At 69.0% G+C, this 13,964-nt stretch carries 7 protein-coding genes; 1 reads left to right on the top strand and 6 read right to left on the bottom strand.

Annotated elements, in window-relative coordinates; genetic code table 11:
• Position 1 precedes the first annotated feature (1 nt).
• From GTZ93_RS31595 to GTZ93_RS31605, 3 genes are all read right to left on the bottom strand, one after another.
• Entirely contained in the window at positions 2–2,752 is a 2,751-nt protein-coding gene (locus GTZ93_RS31595; protein ID WP_139916018.1) for a TonB-dependent receptor, read from the bottom strand.
• A gap of 144 nt (positions 2,753–2,896) precedes the next feature.
• Positions 2,897–3,481: a hypothetical protein gene (locus GTZ93_RS42195; RefSeq protein WP_167548520.1), complete on the bottom strand. Its 585-nt coding sequence runs from the start codon at positions 3,479–3,481 to the stop codon at positions 2,897–2,899.
• A 33-nt stretch (positions 3,482–3,514) separates the two neighbouring features.
• A complete protein-coding gene (locus GTZ93_RS31605) occupies positions 3,515–3,721 on the bottom strand; it encodes a hypothetical protein (RefSeq protein WP_139916017.1) in 207 nt (68 codons plus the stop codon).
• A 46-nt stretch (positions 3,722–3,767) separates the two neighbouring features.
• On the opposite strand from GTZ93_RS31605, the gene GTZ93_RS31610 reads away from it, so the two are divergent.
• On the top strand, positions 3,768–4,349 hold the full coding sequence (locus tag GTZ93_RS31610; protein WP_139916016.1) for a hypothetical protein: 582 nt from the start codon (positions 3,768–3,770) through the stop codon (positions 4,347–4,349).
• Here the strand turns inward: GTZ93_RS31610 and GTZ93_RS31615 are convergent.
• From GTZ93_RS31615 to GTZ93_RS31625, 3 genes are all read right to left on the bottom strand, one after another.
• Positions 4,266–8,186 carry a M36 family metallopeptidase gene (locus tag GTZ93_RS31615; protein ID WP_139916015.1) on the bottom strand — a complete coding sequence of 1,307 codons (3,921 nt, stop codon included), beginning with the start codon at positions 8,184–8,186 and terminating at the stop codon, positions 4,266–4,268. The genes GTZ93_RS31610 and GTZ93_RS31615 overlap by 84 nt on opposite strands.
• A gap of 87 nt (positions 8,187–8,273) precedes the next feature.
• Complete coding sequence (locus GTZ93_RS31620; protein WP_139916014.1) at positions 8,274–11,933, bottom strand: choice-of-anchor A family protein; 3,660 nt, start codon at positions 11,931–11,933, stop codon at positions 8,274–8,276.
• 135 nt (positions 11,934–12,068) lie between these two features.
• Positions 12,069–13,922, bottom strand: a complete 1,854-nt coding sequence (locus tag GTZ93_RS31625; protein ID WP_139916013.1) for a Hint domain-containing protein — start codon at positions 13,920–13,922, stop codon at positions 12,069–12,071.
• Positions 13,923–13,964 lie beyond the last annotated feature (42 nt).

The raw sequence follows: 13,964 nt of genomic DNA on the forward strand, positions 1-13,964 counted from the left end.
GTCAGAAGCTTCCTTTCACGCCCACCACGGGGAGGATGGGGATGCCGGGCACCTCGTACTCCCGGCGCTGCCGGTAGTCGTTGAAGGTGAACTCGACGTTCTCCGCGTTGTAGAGGTTCTGCACGTCCAGGTAGACCCCCAGCGTCCAGCTCTGGAATTGCCAGCTCTTGTCCAGCCGCATGTCGAGCTGGTGGAACCCGGACGTGCGCGCCGAGGCGTAGGGGCCGTACGTGCCGTTGAAGCGGTTTCGGTCCACCTGGTACTGGTCGAACGTGTGGTTGAGCGGCGTCGTCGGGCGGCCGGTGGTGTAGCGGAAGCGCCCGCCCAGCTCCCAGCCGTTGCCCAGCACGTAGGTGCTCACCAGCGTGAGGATGTGTGTCTGGTCGAAGGGGCTGAGGCCATACGTCTCGTCGCCGCTGCCACCGAAGCCCCCGCCGAAGTCTCCACCATTCCCTTCGGGAGCGCGGCCCGTGCGCCCGTCGAGTGACTGGCTGAAGGTGTACGACAGCCATCCGGACCACTTGTCCGTCGCGGACGCGCGCTGCTTCTTCACCATCACCTCCAGGCCCAGGGCGCGGCCGATGCCCTGGTTGGAGTACGGCAGCTGGACCACGCCTCCACCCGGGAGCGAGAGGATGTCGCCGGGCGCCGCGATGTTGTCGAAGCGGCGGTTGAAAAAGCCCGTGACGTCCACGTTGAGCACGTCGGTCAGCCGGTGATCCACGCCCAGGCTGCTCTGGAACGCGCGCTGGTAGGCCAGGTCCGGGTTGCCGTACGGCAGGGAGATGAAGCGGAACGTCTCCGCCGGCTGGCTGTAGAGGCCGAGCGAGCCCTTGAGCTGGGTGCGCTCGGTGGCCGCGAAGCTCACCCACAGCCGGGGATCCAACGCCACGTTCCGCGCGTCGCCCGCGCGCTGGAAGTTGCCGCGCACGCCGGGGGTGAAGGTGAACCTACCCACCTTCAGGTCCGCCTCCACGAAGAGCGCGCCGTCGAAGGAGCCGAGGCCAATCTTCTCCACCAGCAGCTCGCCCACGGACTCGGCGCCGGGGAAGGCCACGTACTCGAAGTTCTCCGGGGCGGGGAACTCCACGTCGAAGGACTGGTGCTCGTAGACGAGGTCCAGGCCGGTGCGCACGGTGAGGCTGGAGGACAGCTCCAGGCCCAGCACCTCGCGCGCGCCCACCGTGTAGCCCACTCCATCCTGCTTCGCGGCGCCGAACTTGAAGCTGGTGCCGTCGTAGCCCACGTACGGCGTGAAGACGGACGTGAGCTGTCCCTTGCGGTACGTCCAGTCACCCTTGATGCGGTGGAAGAGGGTGTGCGTGTCGACCGTCAGGTCGCGCTCCGTCTCCGGGCCGCCGGTCACCAGGCGGAGCTGGTCGTCACTGCCGAAGGCCATGACGTAGCCGGTGCTGCGCGCGCTGCCCGCCAGGGCCTGGGCCTCCTCTTCGGAACGGGCATCCCGCTTCGCGCCGAAGTCCACGCGCAGCTGGTAGTCCCAGTATTTGGGGACCACGGACAGGGTGCTGCCCTCGCTCTTGGGGAGGACGGCGGGGAGGATGGTGTCGATGTACGAACGGCGCGCGGCGGCGGCCACGCTGATGCCGTCCGTCACGGGGGCTTCCAGGAAGAAGCCCGCGTCCAGCAGGTCCACCTTCACCGAGCCATGGAACGTGTCGGCGGCGCCCTTGCGCGTGCCGACCTCCACGATGCCGCCCACCGCGCGGCCGTACTGGCTGCCGTAGCCGCCCGGGAAGAAGTCGAGCTGGTCGATGAACTCCGCGTTCACCACCGAGGGCCCACCGAGCAGGTGGAAGAGGAGGGGGATGCCGACCCCGTCCATCATCGTCGCCGTCTGACCGGGGTTGGAGCCGCGCACCAGCAGCTGGCCGGAGATGAAGGGCGCACGCGCCACGCCCGGCAGGGTCTGGATGACGCGGATGGGGTCGCCGAAGGTGCCCGGCGTCCGCTGCGCCTCCTGGCGCGTGATGGTCCGGCGCACGACCTCCTTCTTCGGCCGGTCGGAGCGCACGACGGTCTCCAGCGCGCCGCCGGTGGGGGCGAGGAAGAAGTTCACCTCCGTCGTCTCGTCCTCCTGGAGCAGCTCCTTCGTCTGGTAGAGCTGGTAGCCGGACGCCACTACGCGCACCGCGCACTCACCAGGGGGCACGTCGAGGCTGAAGCGGCCGTCCGCGTCGGAGAGGGCCTCGGGCGCCTCCGGGTCGTCACCGCAGCGCACCGTGGCGCCGGCCACGCGCGAGCGGCTGCCTCGCGAAATCAGCTGGCCCTTGAGCGTGGCCTTGCGCGCCACCGGGGCCTGGTCGGGTCCGGGGGCCTCCTCCGGAGGGGCGTTGAGGGTGAAGTGGTAGATGTATTCCACCTGCACCGGCGCGGGCACACCGTCCACCTCCGCGGGCGAGAAGCGGAACTGGCGCACCGCCGCGATGGCCGCCTCGTCGAAGCCATGGCCCGCGGGCTCCGTGGGCAACACCTCCGACACGGAGCCATCCGCGGCGATGGTGATGATGAGGCGCACGGAGGCGGTGACCCCCTCCGCGAGCGCTTCGGGAGGGTAGGTGGCCTCCACCTGCTGCAGCAGCTCCGGAGGCTTGGTGATGACGGGCTGGGCCTGCGCGGGCGGGGCCGCTTCCGCGGGCGGCGCGCCGGCCTGCGGTGCCTGTGCCAGCGCCGGGGGCGTCAGCAGGAGCGAGGCCGCGGCGAGCGCGCTTCGGGCGTTCAGGGACGGGGACATGGGGCGCGGAGCATACGGGATGAGGCCCCGGGTTCCGCATGCCTGAAGCAGTCACGGGACTGAATGTCACCGGCCCGTGCGCGCCGCGATGCCCGGCTGCTCCTACCGGAGGTGCTTGCCCGGGGCCAGACGCCGCCGGGGCCCTCAGCCGCCTCGCTTCGCCCTCGCGGCCTTCTTCGCCACGGTCTTCTTCACGGCGGTCTTCTTCACCGTCGCGGCCTTCTTCGCCGGGCTTTTCGCCTTCGCTGCCTTCTTCGCTCCTGCGCCCACGGCCTTCGGAGTCCGTTCACCCGGTGAGCGCGGGACGGTCGCCTGCTCCATCGCGGGCACCCGAGGTTCGGCGGGCAGGCCCGGGCCGACGTCGTGGGCGGTCGTCCGCCAGGCCATCCGCGGGCGCAGGTGCTCCCCCCACGCCGGGTGCGTCAGCTGGATGTCCAGGAAGGGGCCGGACCGCGTCACCTTCGACACGAAGGCCCGCGCGTTCGCGTTCATCCACTCGCTGGTGAAGACCTTGCGCCCCCCCACCTCCCGCACGAGCGCCGCGTCCTTCAGGTGTCGGTAGTTGCTGAACTCGGCGTCCTCCGCCTTCTCGATGGGGTCGTAGATCAACATCAATGCGAACACGGCGTGAGGCGCGGGCTTCCCGGCGTCAGGGTGAACGCGCGCCACCGACAGGCGGACGGCCTGCCGGGACACACCGAGGACTCGGACCGCGTAGAGATCAGACATCCCACGAGGATACCGCGCGCACCGCGGGCCGGCTCAGCTCCCCGGAGCGGTCGAGGCGTGGGCCATCATGGGCAGGACGTTCCGCGGCCCGGGCACGTTCGAGCCCAGGCGCAGGAAGCGCAGCCAGGCGCCCCGGGGGGAGCGGTAGGGGCGCACGCGGCCGTCGTCGACGCGGTGGACCTGCGTCTCCAGCTCCACCACCGCGCCCCCGGGGTGGGCCGCCGGGCGGCACACACCCATCCTCGGGCCTCGCACCGGAGTCAGCGAGCCCGAGGGAGCGCACACCATGTCACGGTCGCAGCCACGTCCCGCGCAGCCTTCCCTCGAAGCGATGACGGACGCGGTGCGCTCACCCGACGCGACCCGGGCGGACACCGACCTGCTCATCGCGTCGCTGCGACGGGCCCCCACGGAAGAGGAGACGTCCCGGGCACGGGCGGATCTGCTGCTGGAGTTGCTGGCGCCGGACCACCCGCTGGGCGACCGCGCGGGCCGCGAAGGGGTGACGGTGCGGCAGGCGGCGAAGGACGCCCTGTTGGATCTGGGCCATCCCTACGCGCTGGAGTTGCCGCCGGAGGTGCTGGCTCGGGAAGCGCGGCGCCGGACGCGACTCGGAGGGTTCGGGGTCGCCGTCGCGACGGCCTCCATGCTCTACCAGTCGGGCCTCTTCTACGCGTTCCTGCTGCACGACGGCGTGGTGCACAACCAGCACTCCAGCCACCGCCCGCCCGAGCAGCTCACGCGAGACCGCGTGGTGCCCTGCTGGAGGACGCGACTGAGCTCCTCAACGCCCGGCCCGGCGCAACGCAAGGCGCCGGGCCGCGAGCATTCCGACCAGCCACCCCACCCAGGCGGTGGAGGGCTCTGAGGTAGGGGAGGCACTGGCGCAGCCCCCGCCACCTACGTTCGGATCCGGATCCGGGTCGGGATCCGTCGTCGGGTCCTCGGGCTTGACCCGGATCTCCAGCGTGTCCGTGTCAACGAGCAGCGGACCGACGCTCACGGTCAGCTCGAAGTGCATCGGCGTTTCGCTCGAAACGATGGGCGCCAGGAACCACGCGGACGCGGTGCCTCCGCCCGTCAGCTCCACGGGCGGACCATCGAGCTGCCGCCACGTGTACGTCATCACGGTCCCTGGCGCGGTCGAGTGCCCCGAGCCCTGGAGCGTGACCGCCGCGCCACTTTCGACGAGCTGATCCTCACCGGCGTTGGCGCTCGGCATACAGGTGCCCGCGTTGGGGATGACGGCCTTGAACGGCTTGCCGACCACGCCCGACAGCACGACGTTGTCCACCTCCCAGCCATGGGACTCCACGTACCAGGGTGAGCCGAACCGGAACCGCAGCTGGACCGTCTTCCCGGCGAACCGCGAGCCGAAATCCAACTTCGTGCCCTGGTTCATCCGTGGCCAGAGGCTGCTCTGCGCGACGTATGCCTGCTGTCCGCCCAGGGGGTTGCTCGTGGTCGAGTCGAGCTTCCCCCCGTACCCCGGGTCGACATGCTTGCTCACGTCCTCCCAGGGCTGGCCACCGTCCTGGGTGAGCTCGATCACGCCGCCCGTCCAGAAGGTCTTCTGGCCCGTCCAGGAGTCCACGTCGAAGGCGAAGCGATGCCGGTGGTCGAACGTCACCGTGAAGGGCACGGAGCCCGACACCGTGAGGCGGGGCGACACCAGCGCCGTGTCCGCGAGGTCCGGGCCGTCCGCGATGAACCAGACATGGTTGGCCGCATCCACCGTGCTGTCCGGGGCCAGCACCCGCTGCCACGCCTGGTCCGCGGCCCCCTTCAGCACCACCGTGCTCCACGCCGTCGAGGGGCTCTCGAACGTGTCCGTCGTGGAAGCCTCTTCGTCGTGATCCACCTTGAGGATGTGCCGGAGCGGGACGGGGGCCTGGCAGAAACCGGAGCCGCTCGGCGTGAGCGTCAGCTCCAGGTCCCGGGGGCGCGTGGGGGCGACGGCCAACTCGATGGGGATGGCCATGGAGATGGACCCGAAGGGCGGCACCGGCGGCACGGACAACTTTCCCGTGGGGAGGGACACCTCGCTCGGCCGGCTGCTGGTGACGGTCACGTGGGTTTCCGGGGAGGCCTTGGGCCCCAGGTTCGTGATCTTGAGGTGCAGTGAACCCGCCTCCCCGGCATCGAGGATGCCATCCGGCACCGCGTCGCACGTGCGGCGGGCATCATCCACCTTCACGAACTCGAATCTCAGGTCCGCCTGGACCGTATAGGCCTCGTGGACCTCCGTGAAGTTCAGGGACCTGCGTGGAGGGGAACGGGCGCAGGTGCCCGCGCCCCGCCCCGCGAAGGCCTCGGCCAGGAGGTGCATGTCGCGCGGGTCCTGGCTGCCAGCCGCCATGAGCAACGCGTCGCGCTGCTCCGTGAGCGTGGGGTCCACGGGCGCCGCCACCATCCCGGCGACGACGTAGTCCGCCATGCGCCGCTTCGCCTCCGCGAAGGACGAGCCCGTCTTCTCGGCCTCGTCGATCAGCGCCAGGTAGCCATCGAAGAGCATCGAGGCCCAGACCTCGCCCGCGTTGTGCGATTCGGAGTTGAACCCGCCGTTGTCGCGGAGCGGGGGCCCCACGGGAAGGGTTTCGTCGTCGCTGATGTGGCGCAGGCGGAGCGCATTCTTCGTGGGGTCGCGGGAGTAGGGGACCCGGCGGATGCCGTAATAGAGGCTGTCGCCAAGGACATGCGCGGCATATCCGCCAATCCCATACGTGCCGTTGTATTCGGAGGCGTCTTTCTCCCGGACCATCAGGTGGAGCGCGATGAAGTCCCCCCAGCCCTCGCTCTGCGCGAGGCACACGGGCAGGTGGCACTCCACCAGCCGCAGGTGGAGCAGGTGTCCCCACTCATGCGACACGATGGTGTTGTCAATCGTCCCGTCCCGTTCAGGGTCTGACGTGATGCTCATCGTCCCCGCCACCGGCCCATTGGCGAGCAGGCCCTTCAAGGTCTGCCCCGTCTCATATGAAACGGACATCAGCGGAAGGGTGGGATTGAGCAGCGGATCCGACTCGAACATGTTGGGGGGAGGGGCGCCCTCGGTGTGGTTGAGGACGATGAGGCCGGCCGCTCCCGCGGCCTGGGCATTCACCGCCTTGAGCTCGTAGGAGCAGGTGCCGCCCCGGTCGGCCAGGACGATGGCGCCCGAGACATCATTCGTCAGCGCCTGGCACGCGGTGGTCACCGACGCGGAGCCGCTCTGCGCCAGGACGAGCCGGAGCGAGTCCAGGTGGAAGGTGCGTGGGCCGAAGTTGGCCCGGCCCGTGGCGTAGTCCACCTCCGCGACCTGGAACGACCGGGTCTCTGGCATCTCAAAGAGGTACATCTCCATGCGGGGAGGCAGCCCGTCAGCCGGCACGTAGATGGCCGCGTTGTTGCGGACCTGTGGGTTGGGCCCCTGATTCTGGGCCTCGGCGAGCAGCGCGTCGCCCTCCTTGCCGCCCCGGCCATGGTTGTTCTGCTGCGCGTTGCCTTTGTCTTCCGTGAAGCCAGACGCGTAGTAGTAATCGTGCAGCCAGTTGGTCGTGTAGAAGAGGCTGGTGATGGCGGCCTGCGTCTGCGACGGCCGGGCCAGGGGGCCCAGCGTGGGCTCGTAGTCGTAATGGAAGTTCCGGGTGGCGGGATTCACGAAGGCCCAGGTGTCGGAGCCCTCGGTATAGCCATCCGGGTCGAAGTGGTCCGCATAGGCGGACACGTTGTTGCCGGAGGTGGTGGTCGCGCCCGGAGGCAGCCAGGAATCCACTCCGCCCGCATGGGCGCGTCCGTCCACGGTGATGTTCCGCGGGGACACGAAGGCCGGCTCGGGCGGGTCCTTGCGATACGGCGTGAAGTCCTGCAGGGGGCCGTCCTGGGGCGTTCCATCCGCGTCCGCCCAGACGCGGTAGGAATAGCTGTCATGGAAGATGCGATTGCTGCGCTGGAGCGTGCCACCCTGGTCGGCATCCACCAGGTACTCGTAGCCGCGCCGGCCTTCCTGCCCGGTACGCTCCGCGAGCACGTTCACGGACCACGCGGGCACGAGCCGGTTCGCCTGGGGGAAGTACACCTGCCGGACCTCGGCGGGGACGACCAATGAGACGCCCGCGCGCTTCACGCCCCGGCTGGACGTGAGGTCGAACCGCTGGCGGCCCGACGTCGTGGCCTCCGCCCGGGCCACCACGGCCGTGTCCTCCAGCGTGATGCCGTAGAGGTCTCCCAGCGTGGCGGCCACCGCCTGGGACGCGGACGTCCGGAAGGCGCTCCGGGCTGTCGCCGGTGCACCCTCCACGCCGTCATACAGGTTGCCGGTGATGGCGACGAGCGACAGGTCGCGCGTCATCAACACCTTCAGCTCGTTGCGGACCACGTCGATGCCACCCACGCGCTGGCGGAAGGCCACGATGATGCCGCCGCGGCCCGTGTCGTGGACCCGGTGCACGAAGGCGGCTTGCAGCGCGGTGGGGGACAGCCGGTACAGGGACGCGTGCTGCTCCAGGTGCCGCCGCGCGGCGGCTTCAGGCGTTTTCTGCCCCGAGCGAGCGGCAGGTGCTCCCAGCGGTGCCCACGCCATCGTCGGGACGCCGCGCTCCGCGTCCCTGGCGACGACGGTGAGTGGCTGTGTTGCGTCCGTGACGTCCCCGGCCTGCGTTCCCAGGCCGGGGACCTTGTCAGTGGGGGCTTCCGCCGCGCAGCCCATCCAGAAGGCGAGCAACATTCCTCCCGTGGCAGCGCGGCTCCTCAGATTTTTGAGCACCTTGGTCCCCCACTGTCGCGGTTTCTCGCGGATGCGTGAATCCTGCCATCAATCGCAGATGTCGGTGTCCCGCAGCCGGCTGAGCTGCCCGACGGCATTGCCTTTCAGTGAGCGTGCGTAGATTCCACCCACCCAGCTCCCGCCTGAGAAGGTGACGTTGGCATTGGGGGCAAGAACCGTGCCGTAGAAGCCATAGTCAAAGGCAGTGAGAGCGGTGGCATCCGGGAGGTTGAAGAGGACGCCGTGCTCGTCGATGCCGCCGCTGAAGGCGTGTCCGAAGTTGGTGAAGGTCGCGGCCTTCCCCCGGATGTTGATGACCGCCAGGCTGTTGGCGGGAGCCGTGATGGACAGCAGCGTGGCGCCGGTGAAGTACGAGGCCTTGACGTCGAAGACATTCACCTTCGGATCCTTGCCGGTGAGCATGACGCCTCCCCAGGACTCGCGCGTGGCGACGCCGTTGGAGGGCAGGGCCCCCAGTTCGGCGGAGAGTGCCTTCAGCGCGCTGCCCTGGTTGGTGAAGTTGATGGGCGTCGCCCGGGCCACGGTCCCACGGGGATAGAAGACGTTGGAGTCCTGGGCGAGCTTCCCGCCGTACCGGGCATCCCCCCAGACATAGCCATTGGCCAGGGAGAGGGTGCCGCCCGCGACCAGGGCGTTGGCCGTGTCGGTCGCGGGCAGCTTCTCGCCCACGGAGAAGTTCTGGAGGGTGATGTTGCGGCCCGCGGCCAGCTTGCCCTGGATCTCGTTGCCCTCCTGGTAGTCCTCCAGCACGAAGAGGTTGTACTCGCCCAGCCGGATCGGGATGCAGGACGCGGGGCTTTGGTCCCCCACCGAGACGGTGATGCTGGTGAGCACCGTGCCGTTGCGGACCATGACGGTGGCCATGCCCTTGGAGACGCCCGTCAGCGTCCCGTCCGCGGTGATGGTGGCGATGCTCGTGTTGGAGACCGAGTAGAGCGTGCCTCGCGAAGGCGAGGAGATGTCCCTCACCACGCCGTCCGAGTACTTGCCGTTCACCACCAGCTTCAGCTTCGCGCCGGGGCCTCTCAGGAAGGCGTCCCCGTTGAGGAGCTGGATGGAGCTCAGCTGGGCGGAGCTGCTGACGGTCAGGGGGATGCTGGTGGAGCGCACCATCCGGCCCTGGCTGTCGATGCCGAACGCGACGAGCGTCAACGAGCCGAGCGCCTGCGCCGGAATCTTGAACGTGGTCGTGAACGGCCCCGACTCGAGGATGGAGGCCGCGCCCTCGGTCATGATGAGGACGGTCTCTGGCTGGAAGCCCACCGCCCCGGCGACGCTCACCGTCAGCTTGCCGCCCGGCGAGACCACGGTGCCGGGCTGGGGGGACGTGATGACCACGGTGCCCGTGGCGGCGGTGGCGACAGCCTCAACGGCGGGCCGCGGGGGGGGCAGCGCGGTGAAGCCCGCGCAGCTGTTCACCGTGGGAACCGTGCTCGGCCTGGGGATGGAGGGGACGAAGAGCGGCCCTCCCACAGGGCTGTTGAGCAGCTGGAGGATCCGATCCCGGTGGCCCGCGTTGATCTGGACCTTGAAGTGCTCCGTGTTCCGGTTCGCCAGCGCCACGGTGAAGGGGGTGATGGCCTGGCTGCCCGTCACGGTGCCGCCCTGCTGTTCCGCGGTCCCGGCGAAGATGTCGTGCGGGTCGTTGCAGAAGAGCGTGCTGTCGGGACCCAGGATGAGCTTCTGCCGCAGCTGCAGGGTCTTGCCGCGGGAGTCCGGATGGTAGGTCTCCATCTGCTGGTAGAGCACCCGGATGCCGTCCGGAAGGAGGGCCAACGTAGAGGTCCGTGGCAGCGGCTGTGCTCCCTGGCCGGTGATGAAGTGCGTGGGGACGTCCGTCTGCCGGAGGTTGTTGATGAGCGCGCTGCCCACCTTGAGGTCGTCAATGGCCGAGCCTCCATCGACGTCGAGCGAGATCTTGTGAGGTATCGCGAGGGCGTCCCGAACCAATTCCCAGGGGCCGGAGGTCTCGGCCTTGAGGATGTCGCGCATGCGGACGAGCTCGGTGGCCATGCGCGTCCCCTCATGGGGCGTGTTCAGGCTGATGAGCCGGTTGATGTCACCTTCCATGAAGTTCGTGGAGCTCCGGTAGTTGGCCCAGTCGATGTACTTGCGGGTCAGCAGACCTCCCGCGCCGTGGGCGACGACGTCCACCTGGGTGACGGCGTTCTGGTCCTGGCGCATCTTGGTCAGCGCCGCTTGGATGGCGTCGGGGAGCGCTTCATCGTTGGCCTTCAGGTTCAAGCTGGCGGAGCTCGTCTCGGAGTAGTTCGCGCACGTCGTGTTGAAGAGTTCGCTCGTGGCGATGCCGTCCGTCCCCTGCCAGGCGGAGCACGAGGACCAGACGTCATGCACGAGCACCAGGGGCGGCCGGAGGATGGAGAGCTCGACCGTCGACGTGTAGCCCACTCCTGACTCTGGCGTGTACGCGCCGGAGAGGGTGACGGACCGGGTCCTGGCGTTCTCGAAGCCTCCGGTGTTGAAGTCCGGGGGGCTCGTGTAGAGCGCGAACGCATGGTGCACGCCACCCACGAGCACGGTGGGGACGGTGACGGAGGCCGCCCGGGTGGAGGTCCCGACCGCGCCCAGGCCGCCGTTGGCCGGGCTGGTCCCGCTGAGCGAGAAGGTCATGGACCCGGCGAAGGACACCTTGGTGCGCACCAGGACCTGCGTCACGCCGTCCGCCGCCACGCCCTGGACCGGGGGGATCGCGTCGGACGAAGGCCTCGTCAGCCGCAGCGGGTCCTCATCCACGGCACCCGTATATGTGCGGATGAGGTTCGGGTTCGGGTCGACCACCTCCAGGCTGGTGAAGGTGATGTTGTCGATGATCACCGCGGAGTCCAGGACGCCGTCACCCAGGTCGCTGATCTCGAATTCGATGGTGGTCTGCCCGCCGCGCATGACCTCGAAGTTGACGGTGCGGAAATCGGTGATGCCCGCATCGGGGAACAGCATGATTTCAGGCGGGTATGTGGCCGGGAAGTAGTCCACCCCGGACGGATCGTCCGCGAACAGCGTGTCGTAGCCGGTGCCCGCCGCGCGCGTGGAGGAGACGTCGAAGAACTGCGCGCTGTTCACCGACGCGTCCGCGACGGTGCGCGTGCCCAGCCCATCGAGGGCGCGCGCGGTGAACGTGTCATTGAACTGCGTCCCGATGTACTCGGGGGACTCGGCGCTGAGGAACCGGAAGTCGAAGGTCACCCGGTTGCTGTTGTCCGGCACGTTGAGCGTGACGCGGTAGGTGACCTTGTCGCCCTCGGCACCCGCGGGCGGATAGTCCGTGCCCGGCTCCGGCAGGTTGGCGACGTTGATGTTGCCCGTGCTCATGATGAACAGCGAGCTGCCCCTGCGCGGCAGGATGTTGCCGTAGCTGGGCGCCACCATGGACGCCTGGGGATTGGGGCTCGTGAGCGAGGCGCTCGCCACCACCCCCGCCGGCAGGTCCAGCGCAGTGTTGACCTCTGCGGTGCTGACAAGCGAGGCCTTGACGGTCCCGGGCCTCGCCAGGGCCTTGCTCGCGATGCGCTGGCGCTCGGCCAGGGCCTCGGCGCTCAAGACCCGGAGGGGCTTCTCGGGAGTGGCGGGCTCGGGAGTGGTGGGCTCGGGAGTGGCGGGCTCGGGAGGATCTCCGCACGCCGCCAGGGCGACGAACAGCGGGAGCAGGTAGGTCTTGAACGGCTGCATCGGGTTCACTCCGTGACGTTGAACGCGTGGGTGCTTCGCGAAAAGGGAAGGGCGTCCCCACGGCGGCAACGGCACGGCCACCCCACGCTCGAAAGCCGTGGGGTGGCCGCATCAGCCATGCCGTGGGGGCTGGGGTTACTTGCGCTGGAGCGACAGCTGGTAGTCGCGGTGCCAGCGGCTGGGGAGCCGGGCCAGCATGTCGCCCGTCTTGGGCTGCTGCGCGATGGCCTCGTACTTCTTCTGGATCTGCCCGTCGCCCACCAGGAAGCCGTTGGCGTACACCGCCGTCTGGTCTTCACCGAGCAGGGCCTTCTCCGTCTTGGAGCCGACCTTGACGTTGTAGACCTTGCCGGTGAACGCCTCGCGGGTCACCGCGGTGAGCTTGCTGGGACCCGTGCGGGTCATCACCAGGTCCCCCGTGCGCAGGTCGCGGGCCTGCACCATGCCGCGCGCCACGGCCTGGATGGGGTGCATCTCCGTCATCAGCAGGCTGCGGCCCGCCTCGTCGCGGATGCGCACCATGGGGGTCGTCTCGATGCCGACGGCCGTGTCCATGATGGTGAGGGACGGGTTGTAGGGGTTGGTGACGTGGTCACCGGCCTTCAGGGACTCGATGGCGGCCGGCTTGCCTTCGGCCATGGCGATTTCGGTGCCCTCGGCCAGGCAGCTGTTGGTGACGGTGATCTTCTTGAAGACGTAGTCCGGGCGGACTGCGGCCGGGTCGTTGCTCAGGGTGATGGAGGAGCGGTACTTCGTACCTGCGGAGATGAGCGGCAGGGAGATGAGCGCGGTCAGCTTCGCGGAGTCCTGCATCTGGCGGCAGCCGTCATCGAAGAAGGCGGCGTTGGTGCCCGTGAGGTCCCAGGAGAAGGTCTTCTTGTCCGTGCTCAGGGTGACGCGGTTCCAGAACTGGTTCATCTTGCCCACGAGCGTGTTGCCGTCGGTGACGTCGCAGCCGCCGCCCGTGTTGGTGAGGATGAGCTTGAGGTGGCCGGCGTCCGGGCGGGCCACGCCCGAGTTCAGGTCCGCCTTGAGCTGGGTGATGACGGCGTCGTCGAAGACGTGGCTGCTGGTGACGGAGATGGAGCCCTGCAGCGGCAGCTTGACGGAGTTCAGGTTGCCCGTCAGGTCGTAGTCGCAGTCCTGGGTCCAGGTGCGGTTGAGGCACACGGAGATGAGGTTGTCGTTGAACGCGACGTCGAGCGGCGCGAGCACCGTGAGGCCGCCCAGGCGGGGCGCCTCGTTGACGACGGGGCCGCCTTCGACGCCCATCTCCGTGAAGATGTACGAGTCCGTGACGTTCTGGCCGGCGGACTCCTCGACCTTGTAGGAGGACACGCGGTAGCGCTTGAGGGTCGTCAGCGCCAGGTTGCCCGTGGCGTTGATGGTGACGTTGTAGCCACCGTCGAACTCCTCGCGCCACGCCAGGTCGCCCAGCGCGTTGCCGCTGGAGTCCGAGTAGCTGGTGTCGACGTAGGTGTAGATGGCGCCGCCCGGGAAGGTGGAGCTGGCGGTGCCCAGGCCGTCATTGGCCACCGCGGTCGTCTCACCCGTGCTGGCCTCCTCGATGAGGTGCATCTCCTGGCGGTCCGCGGTCCCCACCAGGCTGTTGGCCTCCGGGGGCAGCAGGCCGGGCGCGTAGCCACGGGCCACCTGGTCCTGGCGCCGCTGCTCCAGGGCCTTGAACAGGTAGGGCGAGTTCTCCGGCGTCTTGCCCGCGAGCTTGAGGCGGGACAGGGCGAAGCGGTGCTGCGCCGGGTCCGCCAGGTTCAGGCGGATCCGCACGTCCGGCTTCGCGATGGAGTGCAGGTACTTCTGGTCGGAGAGGTAGGTGGTCCACTCGGCCCGGCTCAGCCGGCCCGGTTCACCCAGGCCCTGCTGGTTGCGGCCGTGGAACTCCGGCGTGGACTCCTGGGGATTCGACGTGCAGCCGGACAGCAGGCTCAAGCCGGTGCCCGCGAGCACCAGATAACGACGCATGCGCATCATGTTGCATCCTCCTTGCTTCAGACGATGGGGTAGGGACGCGAG

The organism is Corallococcus exiguus, from assembly GCF_009909105.1.
GTDB classification, from domain to species: Bacteria; Myxococcota; Myxococcia; order Myxococcales; family Myxococcaceae; genus Corallococcus; species Corallococcus exiguus.

What these genes read in the sequence shown, in the direction of transcription:
- GTZ93_RS31595 (WP_139916018.1), bottom strand. Translation starts at nt 2,752, where the DNA reads ATGTCCCCGTCCCTGAACGCCCGAAGCGCGCTCGCCGCGGCCTCGCTC.
- GTZ93_RS42195 (WP_167548520.1), bottom strand. Translation starts at nt 3,481, where the DNA reads ATGTCTGATCTCTACGCGGTCCGAGTCCTCGGTGTGTCCCGGCAGGCC.
- GTZ93_RS31605 (WP_139916017.1), bottom strand. Translation starts at nt 3,721, where the DNA reads ATGGGTGTGTGCCGCCCGGCGGCCCACCCCGGGGGCGCGGTGGTGGAG.
- GTZ93_RS31610 (WP_139916016.1), top strand. Translation starts at nt 3,768, where the DNA reads ATGTCACGGTCGCAGCCACGTCCCGCGCAGCCTTCCCTCGAAGCGATG.
- GTZ93_RS31615 (WP_139916015.1), bottom strand. Translation starts at nt 8,186, where the DNA reads ATGTTGCTCGCCTTCTGGATGGGCTGCGCGGCGGAAGCCCCCACTGAC.
- GTZ93_RS31620 (WP_139916014.1), bottom strand. Translation starts at nt 11,933, where the DNA reads ATGCAGCCGTTCAAGACCTACCTGCTCCCGCTGTTCGTCGCCCTGGCG.
- GTZ93_RS31625 (WP_139916013.1), bottom strand. Translation starts at nt 13,922, where the DNA reads ATGATGCGCATGCGTCGTTATCTGGTGCTCGCGGGCACCGGCTTGAGC.